11 protein-coding genes and 2 pseudogenes are annotated in these 13,225 nt (G+C 65.3%); 9 read left to right on the top strand and 4 right to left on the bottom strand.

Features of this window, described 5'->3' with window-relative positions; translation table 11 throughout:
* Positions 1-222 precede the first annotated feature (222 nt).
* The 9 genes from R2N03_RS06170 to R2N03_RS06130 all read left to right on the top strand — a co-directional run bounded on the left by R2N03_RS06170 (position 223) and on the right by R2N03_RS06130 (position 10,033).
* A complete protein-coding gene (locus R2N03_RS06170) occupies positions 223-750 on the top strand; it encodes a (2Fe-2S)-binding protein (protein WP_316656276.1) in 528 nt (175 codons plus the stop codon).
* Positions 751-768: 18 nt separating this feature from the next.
* Positions 769-3,147: a xanthine dehydrogenase family protein molybdopterin-binding subunit gene (locus R2N03_RS06165; RefSeq protein ID WP_316656273.1), complete on the top strand. Its 2,379-nt coding sequence runs from the start codon at positions 769-771 to the stop codon at positions 3,145-3,147.
* 9 nt (positions 3,148-3,156) lie between these two features.
* Positions 3,157-3,963, top strand: a complete 807-nt coding sequence (locus R2N03_RS06160) for an FAD binding domain-containing protein (RefSeq protein WP_316656271.1) — start codon at positions 3,157-3,159, stop codon at positions 3,961-3,963.
* Positions 3,964-3,984: 21 nt separating this feature from the next.
* Positions 3,985-4,881: an AAA family ATPase gene (locus R2N03_RS06155; RefSeq protein ID WP_316656270.1), complete on the top strand. Its 897-nt coding sequence runs from the start codon at positions 3,985-3,987 to the stop codon at positions 4,879-4,881.
* 3 nt (positions 4,882-4,884) lie between these two features.
* Positions 4,885-6,108: a vWA domain-containing protein gene (locus R2N03_RS06150; RefSeq protein ID WP_316656268.1), complete on the top strand. Its 1,224-nt coding sequence runs from the start codon at positions 4,885-4,887 to the stop codon at positions 6,106-6,108.
* Positions 6,099-6,746: an SRPBCC family protein gene (locus tag R2N03_RS06145; RefSeq protein ID WP_316656266.1), complete on the top strand. Its 648-nt coding sequence runs from the start codon at positions 6,099-6,101 to the stop codon at positions 6,744-6,746. Before R2N03_RS06150 ends, R2N03_RS06145 begins: the two co-directional genes overlap by 10 nt.
* Positions 6,747-6,791: 45 nt before the next feature.
* On the top strand, positions 6,792-7,823 hold the full coding sequence (locus tag R2N03_RS06140) for an XdhC family protein (protein WP_316656264.1): 1,032 nt from the start codon (positions 6,792-6,794) through the stop codon (positions 7,821-7,823).
* Between the two features lie 275 nt (positions 7,824-8,098).
* Positions 8,099-9,202 (top strand): SDR family oxidoreductase, encoded by a 1,104-nt coding sequence (locus tag R2N03_RS06135; RefSeq protein WP_316656262.1) that lies wholly within the window; start codon positions 8,099-8,101, stop codon positions 9,200-9,202.
* Positions 9,203-9,310: 108 nt separating this feature from the next.
* Complete coding sequence (locus R2N03_RS06130; protein WP_316656260.1) at positions 9,311-10,033, top strand: MgtC/SapB family protein; 723 nt, start codon at positions 9,311-9,313, stop codon at positions 10,031-10,033.
* Between the two features lie 27 nt (positions 10,034-10,060).
* Here R2N03_RS06130 and R2N03_RS06125 read toward each other — a convergent pair.
* From R2N03_RS06125 to R2N03_RS06110, 4 genes and pseudogenes are all read right to left on the bottom strand, one after another.
* Positions 10,061-10,219: pseudogene (locus R2N03_RS06125) on the bottom strand (methyl-accepting chemotaxis protein); the annotation flags it as partial.
* Positions 10,220-10,241: 22 nt separating this feature from the next.
* Entirely contained in the window at positions 10,242-11,252 is a 1,011-nt protein-coding gene (locus tag R2N03_RS06120; protein ID WP_316656255.1) for a fimbrial protein, read from the bottom strand.
* Between the two features lie 423 nt (positions 11,253-11,675).
* Positions 11,676-11,865 (bottom strand): annotated as a pseudogene (locus tag R2N03_RS06115) (3-deoxy-7-phosphoheptulonate synthase); the annotation flags it as partial.
* Between the two features lie 111 nt (positions 11,866-11,976).
* Positions 11,977-13,203 (bottom strand): DUF2252 domain-containing protein, encoded by a 1,227-nt coding sequence (locus R2N03_RS06110; protein WP_316656254.1) that lies wholly within the window; start codon positions 13,201-13,203, stop codon positions 11,977-11,979.
* Positions 13,204-13,225 lie beyond the last annotated feature (22 nt).

Genomic DNA, 13,225 nt, shown 5'->3' with positions numbered 1-13,225 from the left:
GGTGCCAATCGAGGGCCGGATTCCGGCCCTTTGTCACGTCTGCGGCACGGTCTTTCCGTGCCGGGGCAGCCCCCTTTTCTGCTTTGCCCCCATCCGCGCCGCGGTTGTCTTCTCCGTCGCCTGTGCTTTACTGAGTAAAGCCGCGATCACCGAAATGCAGAACCCGCGCGCATCTTCACTGCGACGCGGGCACACGGCGACCATTCCCCCAAGGAGACTCCTATGGCGATCAGCCTCAAGCTGTCGGTCAACGGTGCGCCTGTCACCGTCAATGTCGAACCCCATACCCTGTTGGTCCAATTGCTGCGCGAACACCTGCGCCTGACCGGCACGCACGTCGGCTGCGACACGGCCCAGTGCGGCGCCTGCACCGTCCACCTGGACGGCCGGGCGGTGAAGTCGTGCAACATCCTGGCCGTACAGGCCGACGGCGCCGAAGTGACCACGATTGAAGGCTTGTCGCAGCAAGGAGCGCTGCATCCGATGCAGGAGGCGTTCCGTGACTGCCACGGCCTGCAATGCGGCTTCTGCACACCCGGCATGGTGATGGCGGCCACTGCCCTGGTGGCGCAGTGCCCGCATCCGGATGAACGCCAGGTGCGCGAGCAGCTCGACGGCAACCTGTGTCGCTGCACCGGATACCACAACATCGTGCGCGCCGTGATGAAGGGTGCCGACGCCATGGCGGCAGCCGAGGGCGACGATGCCTCGCTGCAAAGCCTGGCCGCCGCGCGCGCCCAAGCCGCCTGACCGAGCGAGGAGACGACCATGAATGCTCCCGCAGAAGCCAACAACCACCTGATCGGCGCCTCCGTCAAACGCAAGGAAGACTTCCGTTTCCTGACGGGCGCCGGCCAATACACCGACGACGTCGTCCAGGCCCACCAGTCGTATGCGGTGTTCCTGCGCTCGCCGTATGCGCATGCCCGCATCAAGCATATCCATGCGGATGCAGCGCGCGCGCACCCGGGGGTGCTCGCCGTGCTGACCGGCGACGACCTGGCCGCGGACAAGGTCAACGGCCTGCCATGCGGCTGGCTGATCCACAGCATCGACGGTACGCCGATGAAGGAACCGCCCCACCCCGTGCTGGCGCAGGGCAAGGTGCGCCACGTGGGCGACCAGGTAGCGCTGGTGGTGGCGGAGTCGGTGAAGATCGCCAAGGACGCCGCCGAGATGATCGACGTCGAGTATGAAGAGCTGCCCGCTGTCGTCGACCCCGCCAAAGCGGCAACCGCCGGTACGGCCGTGCATGACGATGTGCCGGATAACACCTGCTACATCTGGGGCCACGGCGACAAGGCGGCCACCGATGCCGCCTTTGCCAAGGCGGCGCACGTCACGCAACTTCACATCGTCAACAATCGGTTGATCCCGAACGCCATCGAGCCGCGCGCCGTCAACGCCAGCTATTCCCGCCAGGACGACAGCTACACGCTCTACGTCGCCAACCAGAACCCGCACGTCGAGCGGCTGCTGATGTCGGCCTTCGTGCTGGGCCTGGCCGAAGCCAAGGTGCGCGTGATCGCCCCGGATGTCGGCGGCGGTTTCGGCTCGAAGATCTTCCTGTACCCGGAAGACGTAGCGCTCACGTGGGCATCGAAGAAGGTCGGCCGGCCGATCAAGTGGACGGCGGAACGCTCCGAATCCTTCCTCACCGACGCACACGGGCGTGACCACGTGACGCAGGCCGAGCTGGCCATGGATGCGCAGGGCAACTTCCTCGCCATGCGCGTGCATACGACGGCGAACATGGGCGCGTACCTGTCCACGTTTGCCAGCAGCGTGCCGACAATTCTGTACGCGACGCTCCTGGCGGGTCAGTACAAGACGCCGGCCATCTATGCCGAGGTCAAGGCGGTGTTCACCAACACCGCGCCGGTTGACGCCTATCGTGGCGCCGGGCGACCGGAGGCGACCTACGTGGTCGAGCGCATTGTGGAAGCGGCCGCGCGTGAACTCCAGATGGACCCCGCCGAACTGCGCCGCCGCAATTTCATCCGCACGTTCCCGTACGCCACGCCGGTTGGCCTGACCTACGACACGGGCGACTACGAGCCTTGCCTGGACCGCGCCATCGAGTTGGCCGACGTAAAGGGCTTTGCCGCCCGTCGCGATGCCTCGCGCGCCAAGGGACGCCTGCGCGGCATGGGCTATTCCTGCTACATCGAGGCCTGCGGGCTGGCGCCGTCGAACATCGCCGGGGCACTGGGCGCACGCGCCGGGCTGTTTGAGGCGGGCGAGATTCGCGTGCATCCGACCGGCTCCGTCACCGTGTTCACCGGTTCGCACAGCCACGGCCAGGGCCACGAGACGACGTTCGCACAGGTGGTGGCCGATCGGCTGGGCGTGCCGATTGAAAACGTCGACATCGTGCACGGCGACACGGGCCGCATCCCGTTCGGCATGGGCACGTACGGTTCGCGCTCGATCGCCGTGGGCGGCTCGGCCATCATGAAGGCGCTCGACAAGATCGAGGCCAAGGCCAAGAAGATCGCGGCGCACCTGCTCGAAGCCTCGGCGGAGGACATCGAGTTCAAGGACGGTGTGTTCCGGGTGGCTGGCACCGACCGCACCAAGACCTTCGGCGAAATCGCGCTGACGGCCTATGTGCCGCACAACTATCCGCTCGACAAACTGGAGCCGGGCCTGGACGAAAACGCCTTCTACGACCCGACCAACTTCACCTATCCGTCAGGCGCGTACATCTGCGAGGTGGAGGTCGATCCCGACACCGGCGAGGTCCACATCGACCGGTTTGTCGCCGTGGATGACTTCGGCAACATCATCAACCCGATGATCGTCGAGGGACAGGTGCACGGCGGGCTCGGCCAGGGGATCGGCCAGGCGATGATGGAGCGCTGCGTGTACGACGAAAGCGGCCAGTTGCTGACCGGCTCCTACATGGACTACGCCATGCCGCGCGCGGACAACCTGCCGAGCTTCACGGTGGAAACCGCAAAGGGCACGCCGTGCACGCACAACCCGCTAGGCGTGAAGGGCTGCGGTGAAGCGGGAGCCATCGGCTCGCCACCGGCGCTCATCAACGCGATCGTCGATGCGCTGGCCCCCCTGGGCGTGAAGGACATCCAGATGCCCGCCACCCCGCACCGCGTGTGGCAGACCATTCAAGCGGCGAAGGCCTAGGAGCAGAACATGTACGACTTCGAGTACCAGAAAGCCACCGATGCCCAGACCGCTGTCACGGCGCTCAAGACGCAGTCGGATGCGAAGTACCTCGGCGGCGGCCAGAGCCTGCTGGCAGCCATGAAGCTACGCCTGGCGCAGCCCTCCACGCTGGTGGATGTCACGCGCATTCCCGGCATGGCAGGCATCCGCTCGCAGCCCGGTGTGATCACCGTGGGTGCCGCCACGCGCCATGCGGATGTTGCGGAAAACGACGAGGTGCGCCGCATGCTCCCTGCGCTGGCCGAGTTGGCCGGCGGCATCGGCGACAGGCAGGTGCGCGCCATGGGCACGCTTGGCGGGTCGCTGGCCAACAACGACCCGGCCGCGTGTTACCCGGCAGCCGTGCTCGGGCTGAACGCGACCGTCGTCACCGAACGCCGCAACATCGCCGCGGACGACTTCTTCCTCGGCATGTATGAGACCGCGCTGGCAGCGGACGAGCTCATCACCGAGGTGCAGTTTCCGGTGCCGGATCAGGCGGCCTACGTCAAGTTCCGCAACCCCGCGTCGCGTTTCGCACTGGTCGGTGTATTTATCAGCCGCAAGGGCAACAACGTGCGTGTGGCCGTGACGGGTGCGGCGCCATGCGTGTTTCGCAGCACGCCGCTGGAGCAGGCGCTGTCGGCCAGCTTCACGGCGGAAGCCGCGCGCAAGGTGGTGGTGCCAGCCGATGATCTGGTGGGCGATCTTCATGCCTCGCCGGAGTATCGCGCGCACCTGATTCCGGTGCTGACGGCACGCGCGGTGGAGCAGGCCCTGGCAAGACACCACTAGACGTATCCCTCAGAGAGCCGCATGCCCGTCGACTCCATTGATGATTGCCTCTCGCAACTGCAGGGACAGGGCTATTTCGCCAGCCGCGAGCTGGCAACTGCCCTGTTCCTCGCGTTGCGCATGCAACGACCGTTGTTCCTGGAAGGCGAACCCGGCGTCGGCAAGACCGAGCTGGCGAAGGCGGCGGCCGGGCTGCTCGGCACGCCGCTGCTGCGGCTGCAGTGCTACGAGGGATTGGACACCGCCAGTGCGCTGTACGAATGGGACTACCCGCGCCAGATCATGGCACTGCGCCTGGCCGAAGCTGCCGGGGAAAAACCACGCGCCGACACGCTGTACCGTGATGAGTTTCTGCTCAAGCGGCCGCTGCTGCAGGCGCTGCTGCCCGATCCGGCTCACCCTGACACACCGCGTGTCCTGCTGATCGACGAGATCGACCGCGCCGACGAGCCGTTCGAAGCCTTCCTGCTGGAACTGCTATCGGATTTTCAGGTGTCGATTCCGGAGTTCGGCACCGTGCGCGCACACGTCATTCCGCTCGTCATCATGACGTCGAACCGCACGCGCGAGGTGCACGACGCGCTCAAGCGGCGCTGCCTGTATCAGTGGATCGGTTATCCGGACAAGGCGCGCGAGCTGCAGATCGTGGCGCAGCGGGCGCCCGAGGCTGCCGCCCGCCTGCAACAGCGTGCGGTGGATTTCGTGCACCGGCTGCGCGGCATCGACCTCTTCAAGGCACCCGGCATCGCCGAGGCCATCGACTGGTGCCGCGCGCTGGCCGCGCTCAACGTCACGGAGCTCGATCCGCAATCGGTGCAGGACACACTGGGCGTGCTGCTCAAATACCAGGACGACCTGGCCCGAGTCGATGCGCCGACCATCCACGAATTGCTGGCCGCGCCCGCGCTGCCGGAGTAGGCGATGCACGCGACGCTGCCGATGTTCGCCCGCAACGTGACGCACTTCGTGCGCCTGCTGCGCAATGCCGGCATGGCGCTCGCGCCGTCCCGCGCCGTCGATGCGATCGAAGCCCTGGCCTATGTCGACATCGGCCGGCGCGAGGACGTCAAGGGCGCGCTGGCCTCCCTGCTCGTCTCACACCCCGACGAGCGCATCCTGTTCGATGCTGCCTTCAATGTGTTCTGGCGCGATCCGGACTGGGAGTCCAAGCTGCGCGCGCTGCTGCTGCCCAAGGTGCGGGGCGGCATCCCGCCCACGCGAAGCAACCGCCTGGCCGATGCGTTGCGCGCGCAGCCCTCCTCCAGCCTGCCGCCAGGCCCCTCACCCGACGGGGAGCGCCATGACATCGTGGCGCCATTGGCGTTTTCCGCGCACGAGGCGCTGCGCACACGCGACTTCGATACGCTCAGCGCGGCGGAATGGCGCACGCTGCAGCACGTGATCCGCCAGCGGCGTGTGCATCTGGCGCAGGAGCGCACGCGCCGGCTGAGCGCTGCATCGCGCGGGCGGCATCCTGACCTGCGCGCCACCGCCCGCCAGGCCGTGCGCGCCGGCGGCGAATGGACGGAATGGAGGTATCGCCAACCCGTGGAGCGCACACCGCCGCTTGTTCTGCTGCTGGATATCTCAGGCTCGATGAGCCGCTATTCACGCGCGGTCCTGTATTACTGCCATGCGCTGGTGCAATCGCGCGAACGCATCCAGGCGTTCCTCTTCGGCACGCGGCTGACCAATGTGTCGCGGCAACTCAGGGAACGCGACCCGGATGTCGCCGTACAGGCCATTGCCCAGCTCGTGCCGGACTGGTCGGGTGGCACGCGCATCGGCGGCGCGCTCGCAGAATTCAACCGCCACTGGGCACGACGCACGCTGTCGGGCCGCGCCACCGTGCTGCTCGTGACCGACGGGCTCGACCACGAACACATCGAGTTGCTGGACGCCGAGATGGCGCGCCTGGCGCGCTTCGCCCACCGCATCCTGTGGCTCAACCCGCTGCTGCGCTTCGCCGGCTTCGAGCCGCGGGCACGGGGGGTGCGAGCCATCCTGCCGCACGTCGACGCGATGCTGCCGGCCCACCACTTCGACAGCCTGACGGCACTGGAGCTGGAATTGGCGCATGCTCGGCGCACGCGCGCTCCACGTCCCCACCCTATTCACGCCCCCGCCACCGCACCATGGAACTGACCCAGACCCACCTCCTGCCCGTGCCCTTGCAGACCGCCTGGGATGCCCTGAACGACCCCGCCGTGCTGCAACGCTGCATACCCGGCTGCGAAAGTCTCACGGCCGCCGGCGATGACGCTTACGAAATCGCCATGCAAGCGGCGGTTGGGCCCGTCAAGGCCCGCTTCAAGGGGCGCATGCAGCTGTCCGACATCACGCCCCCACGCAGCTATTCGCTGCACTTCGACGGCCAGGGCGGCGCGGCGGGCTTCGGCAAGGGCAGCGCACAGGTGCAGCTCACCCCCGAGGGGCCGACCGTCACGCGGCTGTCCTACACCGCCACGGCGCAGGTGGGGGGCAAGCTCGCGCAGATCGGCTCCCGGCTCATCGACGGTGCCGCGCGCAAGCTGGCAGACGAATTCTTCCAGCGCTTTGCGGCGGAATTCGGCTCAACCGATGAAGCCACGGCCGCGGTGGACGGCATGCCCGCTGGGCAAGCCATTCCCGATCTGGCGACTGGCCAGCTCCAGGCTCACGGCGCGCCGCAAGGCACCCCGGCGATCAGCCCGGCGGTGCAGCCGCGCAATCCGTGGCCGTGGATCATCGTCGCCATTGTGGCCGTGGCGGCGGCATACCTGTTTTTGCATCACGGGGCATAATCGGCCCTCCTCTTCGCACAGGCGCCAAAGCGCAGGAAACGCATCATGGACAGCGTCGATCTTGAAGTCTTGAAAACCAGCGCGCGCTGGCTGGAACAGGGGCGGCGCGTGCTGCTGGTCACCGTGGTCAAAACCTGGGGATCGTCCCCGCGGCCCGAGGGCGCAATGCTTGCGCTGCGCGACGATGGCGTCGTCGTGGGCTCGGTGTCGGGCGGCTGCATTGAAGACGACCTCATCGATCGCGTGCGCCGTGAGGGTCTTCAGCAGACCCGGCCCGAGGCGGTCAAATATGGGATCAGCGCGGAAGAGGCGCACCGCTTTGGCCTACCCTGCGGCGGCACCTTGCAACTGGTGCTCGAACCGCTGACGGCTTCCAGTGGCATCGATGCCCTGCTGCACGCGGTGGAAGCCGGCCAGCTCGTCGCGCGGACACTCGACATGGCAACCGGCGCAACCACGCTCGATCATGCCAACGTGACCGACGGTCTCGCGTTCGACGAGCAGCGCCTGGTGACGATCCATGGGCCGCGCTACCGCATGCTGCTGATCGGCGCGGGGCAGCTCTCCCGCTACCTTTGCCAGATCGCTGTCGGGTTGGACTACCAGGTGACGGTGTGCGACCCACGCGAGGAATACAGCGAAGACTGGTCGATCCCGGGAGTGACCATGGTTCGCACCATGCCGGACGACACCGTGCTGGCCATGAAGCTCGACGAGCGCAGCGCCGTGATCGCCCTCACGCACGATCCGAAGCTGGACGACCTTGCGCTCATGGAGGCGCTCAAGACGCCCGCCTTCTACGTAGGCGCACTGGGCAGCCGCCGCAATAACGCCAACCGCCGCGAGCGCCTGAAGGAATTCGACCTCAGCGATGCCGAACTGGCTCGACTGCACGGCCCGGTCGGCATCTACATCGGCAGCCGCACACCACCGGAAATCGCGATTTCCATTCTGGCCGAGGTTACGGCCGCCAAGAATGGCGTGTCGCTGCCCACCATCCTGCAGGTGGAAGGCGCGAAGGCCGCGCGAGAAATTGCCGCAAACGCCACATCCAGTTGCGTCGTGCCGCATACCTGAGTCAATTCCCGCATCAAAAGGGGATGCTGAAAGGCGCCTGAAAGGTTACATTCTTATAACTCGCTGACTCTGCTCAGCGTTCGGCCGTGCTGTCTCGGCGAAGCCATCCGGCCCCGTGAACCCTGTTTCGCGTGCGCGGCTGCCTCTGGCGCCACCGCCTGCCCCTGCCCCGGGCGCACCGTCACTGTGCGCGTTCGCCGGTATGGCAGCAGGCAGATTGTTCGCAAGCCGGCGAGTTGCCGGCTTTGCCACCCAAGGAATTCGAGTTTTCTCGCATGAGTATTCTGCTGACCGGCGCGACCGGTTTTGTGGGCGGCGCCATTGCCGCAAACCTGGCAACCAAAGGTTTGCTGGCCGACACGCGCTTTGCCGTGCGCGGCCATACGCCCGCCGAAGGATTGGAACGACTGCGCAGTAATCTGCGTCGCTTCGAGTTTGCTCAAGCCACGTTGGACGGCATCACCGAGTCGCAGATCGTGCCGTTCGACCTGCGCGAGGCCGGTGCCGCCAACCTGGGCGACCCGGAGGTCATCATCAACTGCGCAGCGCTGGCGACGTTCTCGAACCATCCCTCGCTGTGGGAGACCAACGTTGGCGGCGTGCTCGCGCTCGGCCGCCTGGCGTCGCAGGGCAAGCGGCTCAAGCGGTTCGTGCAGATCGGCACGGCCATGTCGTGCGGCCAGCTGGCGGATCGCCACGTCAGCGAAAGCTGGGATGTGCCGCCGCTGGAGCAGCACGCCGTGCCGTACACGTATTCCAAGGGGATGGCGGAGCTGAAGCTGCGCGAACACGTGCCCGAACTCCCGTTGGTGGTGGTGCGGCCGTCCATCGTCGTGGGCCATAGCACGCTGGGTTGCGAGCCGTCGGGCAGCATCTTCTGGATGCTGCGCATGGTCGCGATGCTGGAGACATTCAGCTGCCGCCTGAGCGACCGCGTCGACATCCTTCCTGTGGATGACTGCGCCGAAGCCATCGTGCGGCTGGCGACCAAGGCCACGCTGGCGCACGACCTGTATCACATCAGTGCCGGTGACGCGCATTCGGAGCGCATCGAGACGCTCTACCCGCGCTTCAAGCGCTGCAAGACGCCGGAAGAAGATGCCCAGGCCGTGGCCGGCTATGTGTATCAGCAGAAGATCGAAGAGAAAGCGCTGGCACGCAAGTTCCTGCGCATGACGGGCGATGGCAACGTGCGACTGGTTGCGCGCTGCATCCACCTGTATGCCAAGTTCGCCAGCATGAGCTACGTGTTCGACAACACGCGGCTCGTGCAGGAGACCGGCTTCCAGCCGCGTTCCCTGCTCGCCTACCTTGACCGCTGCCTCGAAACGTCGGACGCCGTGTCGATTACCGAGCAGATGCAGTGGGACTATAAGTAGCCGTCAGCCTCTCCGGCTCGCACGGCGTGTCATGGCGCCGTGTTATAAGCATCGGCGCCCAATCCAGCACCAGAGCAAGACTCCGGTCGTTACAACAAGGAGCCGCCGATGACGCCACAAGCACTCGTCCATCTCAATATCCCCACGCTGGTGGATTCATTCATCAGCCTGGCCTCCGCCTTTGCGCTCGGCTCGCTGATCGGCTTCGAACGGCAGGTCAGGCAGCGTACCGCGGGCTTGCGCACCAACGCGCTGGTGGCCGTGGCGGCCGCAGCCTTTGTCGATATGGCTGCGCAGGTCGGCACGGCTTCCGACACCACCCGCGTGATCGCCTATGTGGTGTCGGGCGTCGGCTTCCTGGGCGCCGGCACCATCATGAAGGAAGGGTTGAACGTGCGCGGGCTGAACACGGCCGCCACGCTGTGGGGGTCGGCGGCCGTGGGCGCGGCGGCGGGCTCCGACCTCGTCGGCCAGGCCCTGATGATTTCCCTGTTCGTCCTGGCCTCGAACATCCTGCTGCGCCCGGTCGTGGATCGTATCAACCGCACGCCGCTCGACAATCAGGCCAGTGAAGTCACGTACACGATGTGCGTCATCTCCACCAGCAACCGCCAGAAAGAGGCCCTGGCCGATCTGGAGCGCCTGCTGGAAGAGGCCAGCTATCCGATCAGCGACCTGTCGGTCGAGCCCTTTGGGGAAGACCACGTGGAAATCGAAGCGATGCTCATGTCGACCGCCGCGAACGCTGCCGAGCTCGATCGCATCGTCAGTGCGCTGCAGGCGCAGCCGCATATCGCCCAGGCCTTCTGGAATCCGAGCACGACGGAGTGAAGCGCCGCACCCGGCGGCAGGCCTGACTCAGGCCAGGCGAAAAGCTGCGATGGCAGCTTTCAGCGCCTGCGCTCGCTCTTCCAGCGATTCAGCGGCAGCCGCCGCTTGCTCCACCAGCGCGGCGCTCTGCTGCGTAGCTTCGTCCATCAGCGTGACTGCCTTGTTGACCTGCTCGATACCAGCGCTTTACGCACCCCGCCAGCGCTCGTCACTGATACTCCATCAGCACCGACATGGCGCCATTCACGGTGCCGGGCGTGATGTTGGCTTCGGTCTGAACATACGACACCCGCATCGGGATCGAGAAAGAACCGCCCGTGTCCTTGTCGTAAGCATCGACGGCGATCGACGTATCAAATGCAGCCGCCGCGCCCGCGTTGTCGGTCACCTTGATCTTCACGCCCTTTGCGGTGGAATCAGCGGAAAGCGGCAACACACCCGGTGCATTCTCAATGGTGCCGCCCTCCGGCGTGAGCCTGTAAAGAACCTTGTTGAATCCCTTGGGGCAGTTGTTGATTTGAATCTGGAAACTGCGCTCGCCGGCCGTCGTCCCGATGCCGGTTAAGCTCCCTGCCCGCGTGGATGGCAGCACTACCGTCTGACTCGGCACCGAGCAGCTCTCTTCGACCCAGGTCACGCTCGTGTTGAGATGGATGTACCTTCCGATCGAGTCTCCTGGACCTGCTGAGAAAAGCGTGAACTGAAGATGGTTCTTGGCCACTGAATTAGCCATTTCATATTTGTTTCTCAGCAACTGAATTTCGATGGGGGAGGAAAATTCCACTGACTTACCTCCAAAAAACTTCCCCAGAGGTTCTCCATTGACCACGATCTGCATATCCAAGCCTCTAAGTTCTGTGCCAGCGCGTGGCCCATCTGCGAACCAGATCCACTGGTTGCCGCGGAGACTGTAGATATCAAATGCGATTAACGTGCAGGTGGCTTTACCACATATCTGTTGAGGCGTCCTATATGCCCTCGCCACAACCCTATCAGTCGGAGTATTTTTCGGTAGTGTAATCGGAGCAGGAAAAGGGTTGATATCGCGGCCCTCATCAGCCAAAGCCGGCTTTGCCACAGGCAAAATCAGGGCCGCCAATACTGTGCATCCAATCCTGCGCATGGCTTGCGCACTCGGTCGATTTGTCATCATTAAGTCGTTCCAGAAATAGTGATCGCAGCGGTCGGGCAGACTCATTTCACGCATCGCGTTATCCATATTCAAATCAACCCTAATTCCTAGGCGTATCTCCGTTTAATTGGGAGAGGCCCCGGAAGCGCTGCCCGTACGGTGAACAGCACGCTGCCAATTGACTTCGCCAGCTATTGCAATGCAATGCCTGGTCGGATTCTGGATGTTGGGCGACGCCAGATATGTAAGAGCAGTCTGAAATGCAGCTCAATGCAGGCACCCAACGCACCAAGCGAACACCAAATGTGATTTGGGAAGAGACCAGCCGACGCGATAGGTCGGTGCCTGGACGATGTGGGCGGGATGCCTGCTCGCAAGACAAGACCAAGCTGCACGCGAGTGTGCATCCGACTGGCAGTCATTGAATGGACTAAAGAAACGCCGACCGACGTCGGCGATCGGTACAAGGCGGCAAAAGCAGAATCCACCGTCCTTATCTGACCCGTCGTACGAATACGCGCGCCGATGCCGCACCGCCTCGGCCAGTACGTCGAGCACGGGCTCAGTCTGCGTCCAGCTCAGGCGCGCCTGTGATCGACGCGCCGTACTGGAGCGGCACGCCCGGTTTCAGGTCGTGGCGGCCCGCTTCGAGATTGCTTTCGACCATCACGCCGATGATGCGGCGCTCCCCCTGCGACATTTACCGTGCGAGACCCCGCGCCGCGTGGAGTTATCGAGGTTCTTCATGGTGCGCTCAGGGCGACTTCAAACAGGCGCCGAGCGCCGGAGGCCAATGGCCGCCCTCGCGCACTCAGCGGGCCTTGTCACCGCGCGCCTGGCGGTAATCCTCGGCAAACTCGGCCCATTGCCGTAGCGACACGTCACGCCCATGTGCTGCCAGCTTGAGCGCCGACTTGCGCCACGCCGTGCCGGCCGCGTAGTCCTGCACCCGTTCGACCAGATCGGTTCCATGCCGGCCGCACCCGCGCAGATGGCACCACGCCGCAACGCGGGCCATGGTCTGCAGTGCATCGTCCAGGTTGGCGACGACGTTTTTGCCGGAGCCCAGCGCCACGCGGTCAGCGGTCGGCTGCAGGCTCTTGACCACGTATGACTTTGGCGCCTCACCCTTGGCCCCGTACACCACGCCGCGCAGCAGCGCCGGTGAGATCGCCTGGGAGATGCGCTGGATGCCAACCACCCGCACAGCCTCGCTGCGCCAGGGCGCCACGCTCCCCGCATGGCCCAGCGCAGCGGCCCACACACTCGGGACAGCGAGCTTGATGTCGATCAGGCGCAGCGTGGCGGGATCGTCCTGGGGGCGCGCCAGCACCGAATAGCGCTCCAGCCCCAGGCTGCCCGTACCGGCAATGCGCCGCGCCACGTCGATCGCGATAAAACGCTGGCCATCGCCCTGCTCCCCATACGCTTCCAGGATGCGGCGCGCGCGCCGGGCCTCGTCCTTGCTGGCACGCAATGTGCGGCGTCCATCGATACGCAGGCTGACGCGGTTGCCGTCGCGCTCCGTGCGGTCGGCCAGGTAGGCTGCGCGGTTGCGCTTGCGCAGGCCGCGCAACAGGTCGTACACGATGCCCGTGGCCGTGGCGCGTTCGACCCAACGTGGCTTGCCATCGACCAGCGCAGCGGCATACGTGTCAAGGAAGCGGTGGCAGAGGTTGCGTGCGTCTTCGTCCGCCAGTTTCCAGCAGCGCGCGGCCACCTGAAGGCTTGACAGCACGCGGACGAGATCGACGGTGAACGGTGCGGCCAGGGCCTCGTCGAAATCGTTCATGTCGAAATAGACGAGGCCGTTATCGCCCTTGAAGCTGCCGAAATTCTCGAGATGCAGGTCTCCGCAGACAAGCGTGCACGGGGCATCATGCAGCAGCGGGGCATCGGCCAGCGAGGCCGCGTACAGGTTGTTGGTACCGCGAAAGAACGAGAACGGATCGGCAGCGATGGCGGCGAGCTTGCGGGTGAGCCGCTCCGGGTCGCGCCCGGCGTTGTATTCGAGAATGGTGCGGGTGCTATCGTGCATGGTCACGGCCTCGTCGGTCACT

Origin of the sequence: Ralstonia condita, assembly GCF_958405655.1 — a bacterium.
GTDB lineage: Bacteria > Pseudomonadota > Gammaproteobacteria > Burkholderiales > Burkholderiaceae > Ralstonia > Ralstonia condita.
The sequence above is the reverse complement of the archived record's forward strand: the minus strand, read 5'-3'. Positions and strand labels throughout refer to the sequence as shown.

Coding starts and splice junctions, on each gene's coding strand:
- R2N03_RS06110 (WP_316656254.1), bottom strand. CDS start 13,203: ATGCACGATAGCACCCGCACCATTCTCGAATACAACGCCGGGCGCGAC.
- R2N03_RS06165 (WP_316656273.1), top strand. CDS start 769: ATGAATGCTCCCGCAGAAGCCAACAACCACCTGATCGGCGCCTCCGTC.
- R2N03_RS06130 (WP_316656260.1), top strand. CDS start 9,311: ATGACGCCACAAGCACTCGTCCATCTCAATATCCCCACGCTGGTGGAT.
- R2N03_RS06140 (WP_316656264.1), top strand. CDS start 6,792: ATGGACAGCGTCGATCTTGAAGTCTTGAAAACCAGCGCGCGCTGGCTG.
- R2N03_RS06120 (WP_316656255.1), bottom strand. CDS start 11,252: ATGGATAACGCGATGCGTGAAATGAGTCTGCCCGACCGCTGCGATCAC.
- R2N03_RS06145 (WP_316656266.1), top strand. CDS start 6,099: ATGGAACTGACCCAGACCCACCTCCTGCCCGTGCCCTTGCAGACCGCC.
- R2N03_RS06155 (WP_316656270.1), top strand. CDS start 3,985: ATGCCCGTCGACTCCATTGATGATTGCCTCTCGCAACTGCAGGGACAG.
- R2N03_RS06135 (WP_316656262.1), top strand. CDS start 8,099: ATGAGTATTCTGCTGACCGGCGCGACCGGTTTTGTGGGCGGCGCCATT.
- R2N03_RS06150 (WP_316656268.1), top strand. CDS start 4,885: ATGCACGCGACGCTGCCGATGTTCGCCCGCAACGTGACGCACTTCGTG.
- R2N03_RS06160 (WP_316656271.1), top strand. CDS start 3,157: ATGTACGACTTCGAGTACCAGAAAGCCACCGATGCCCAGACCGCTGTC.
- R2N03_RS06170 (WP_316656276.1), top strand. CDS start 223: ATGGCGATCAGCCTCAAGCTGTCGGTCAACGGTGCGCCTGTCACCGTC.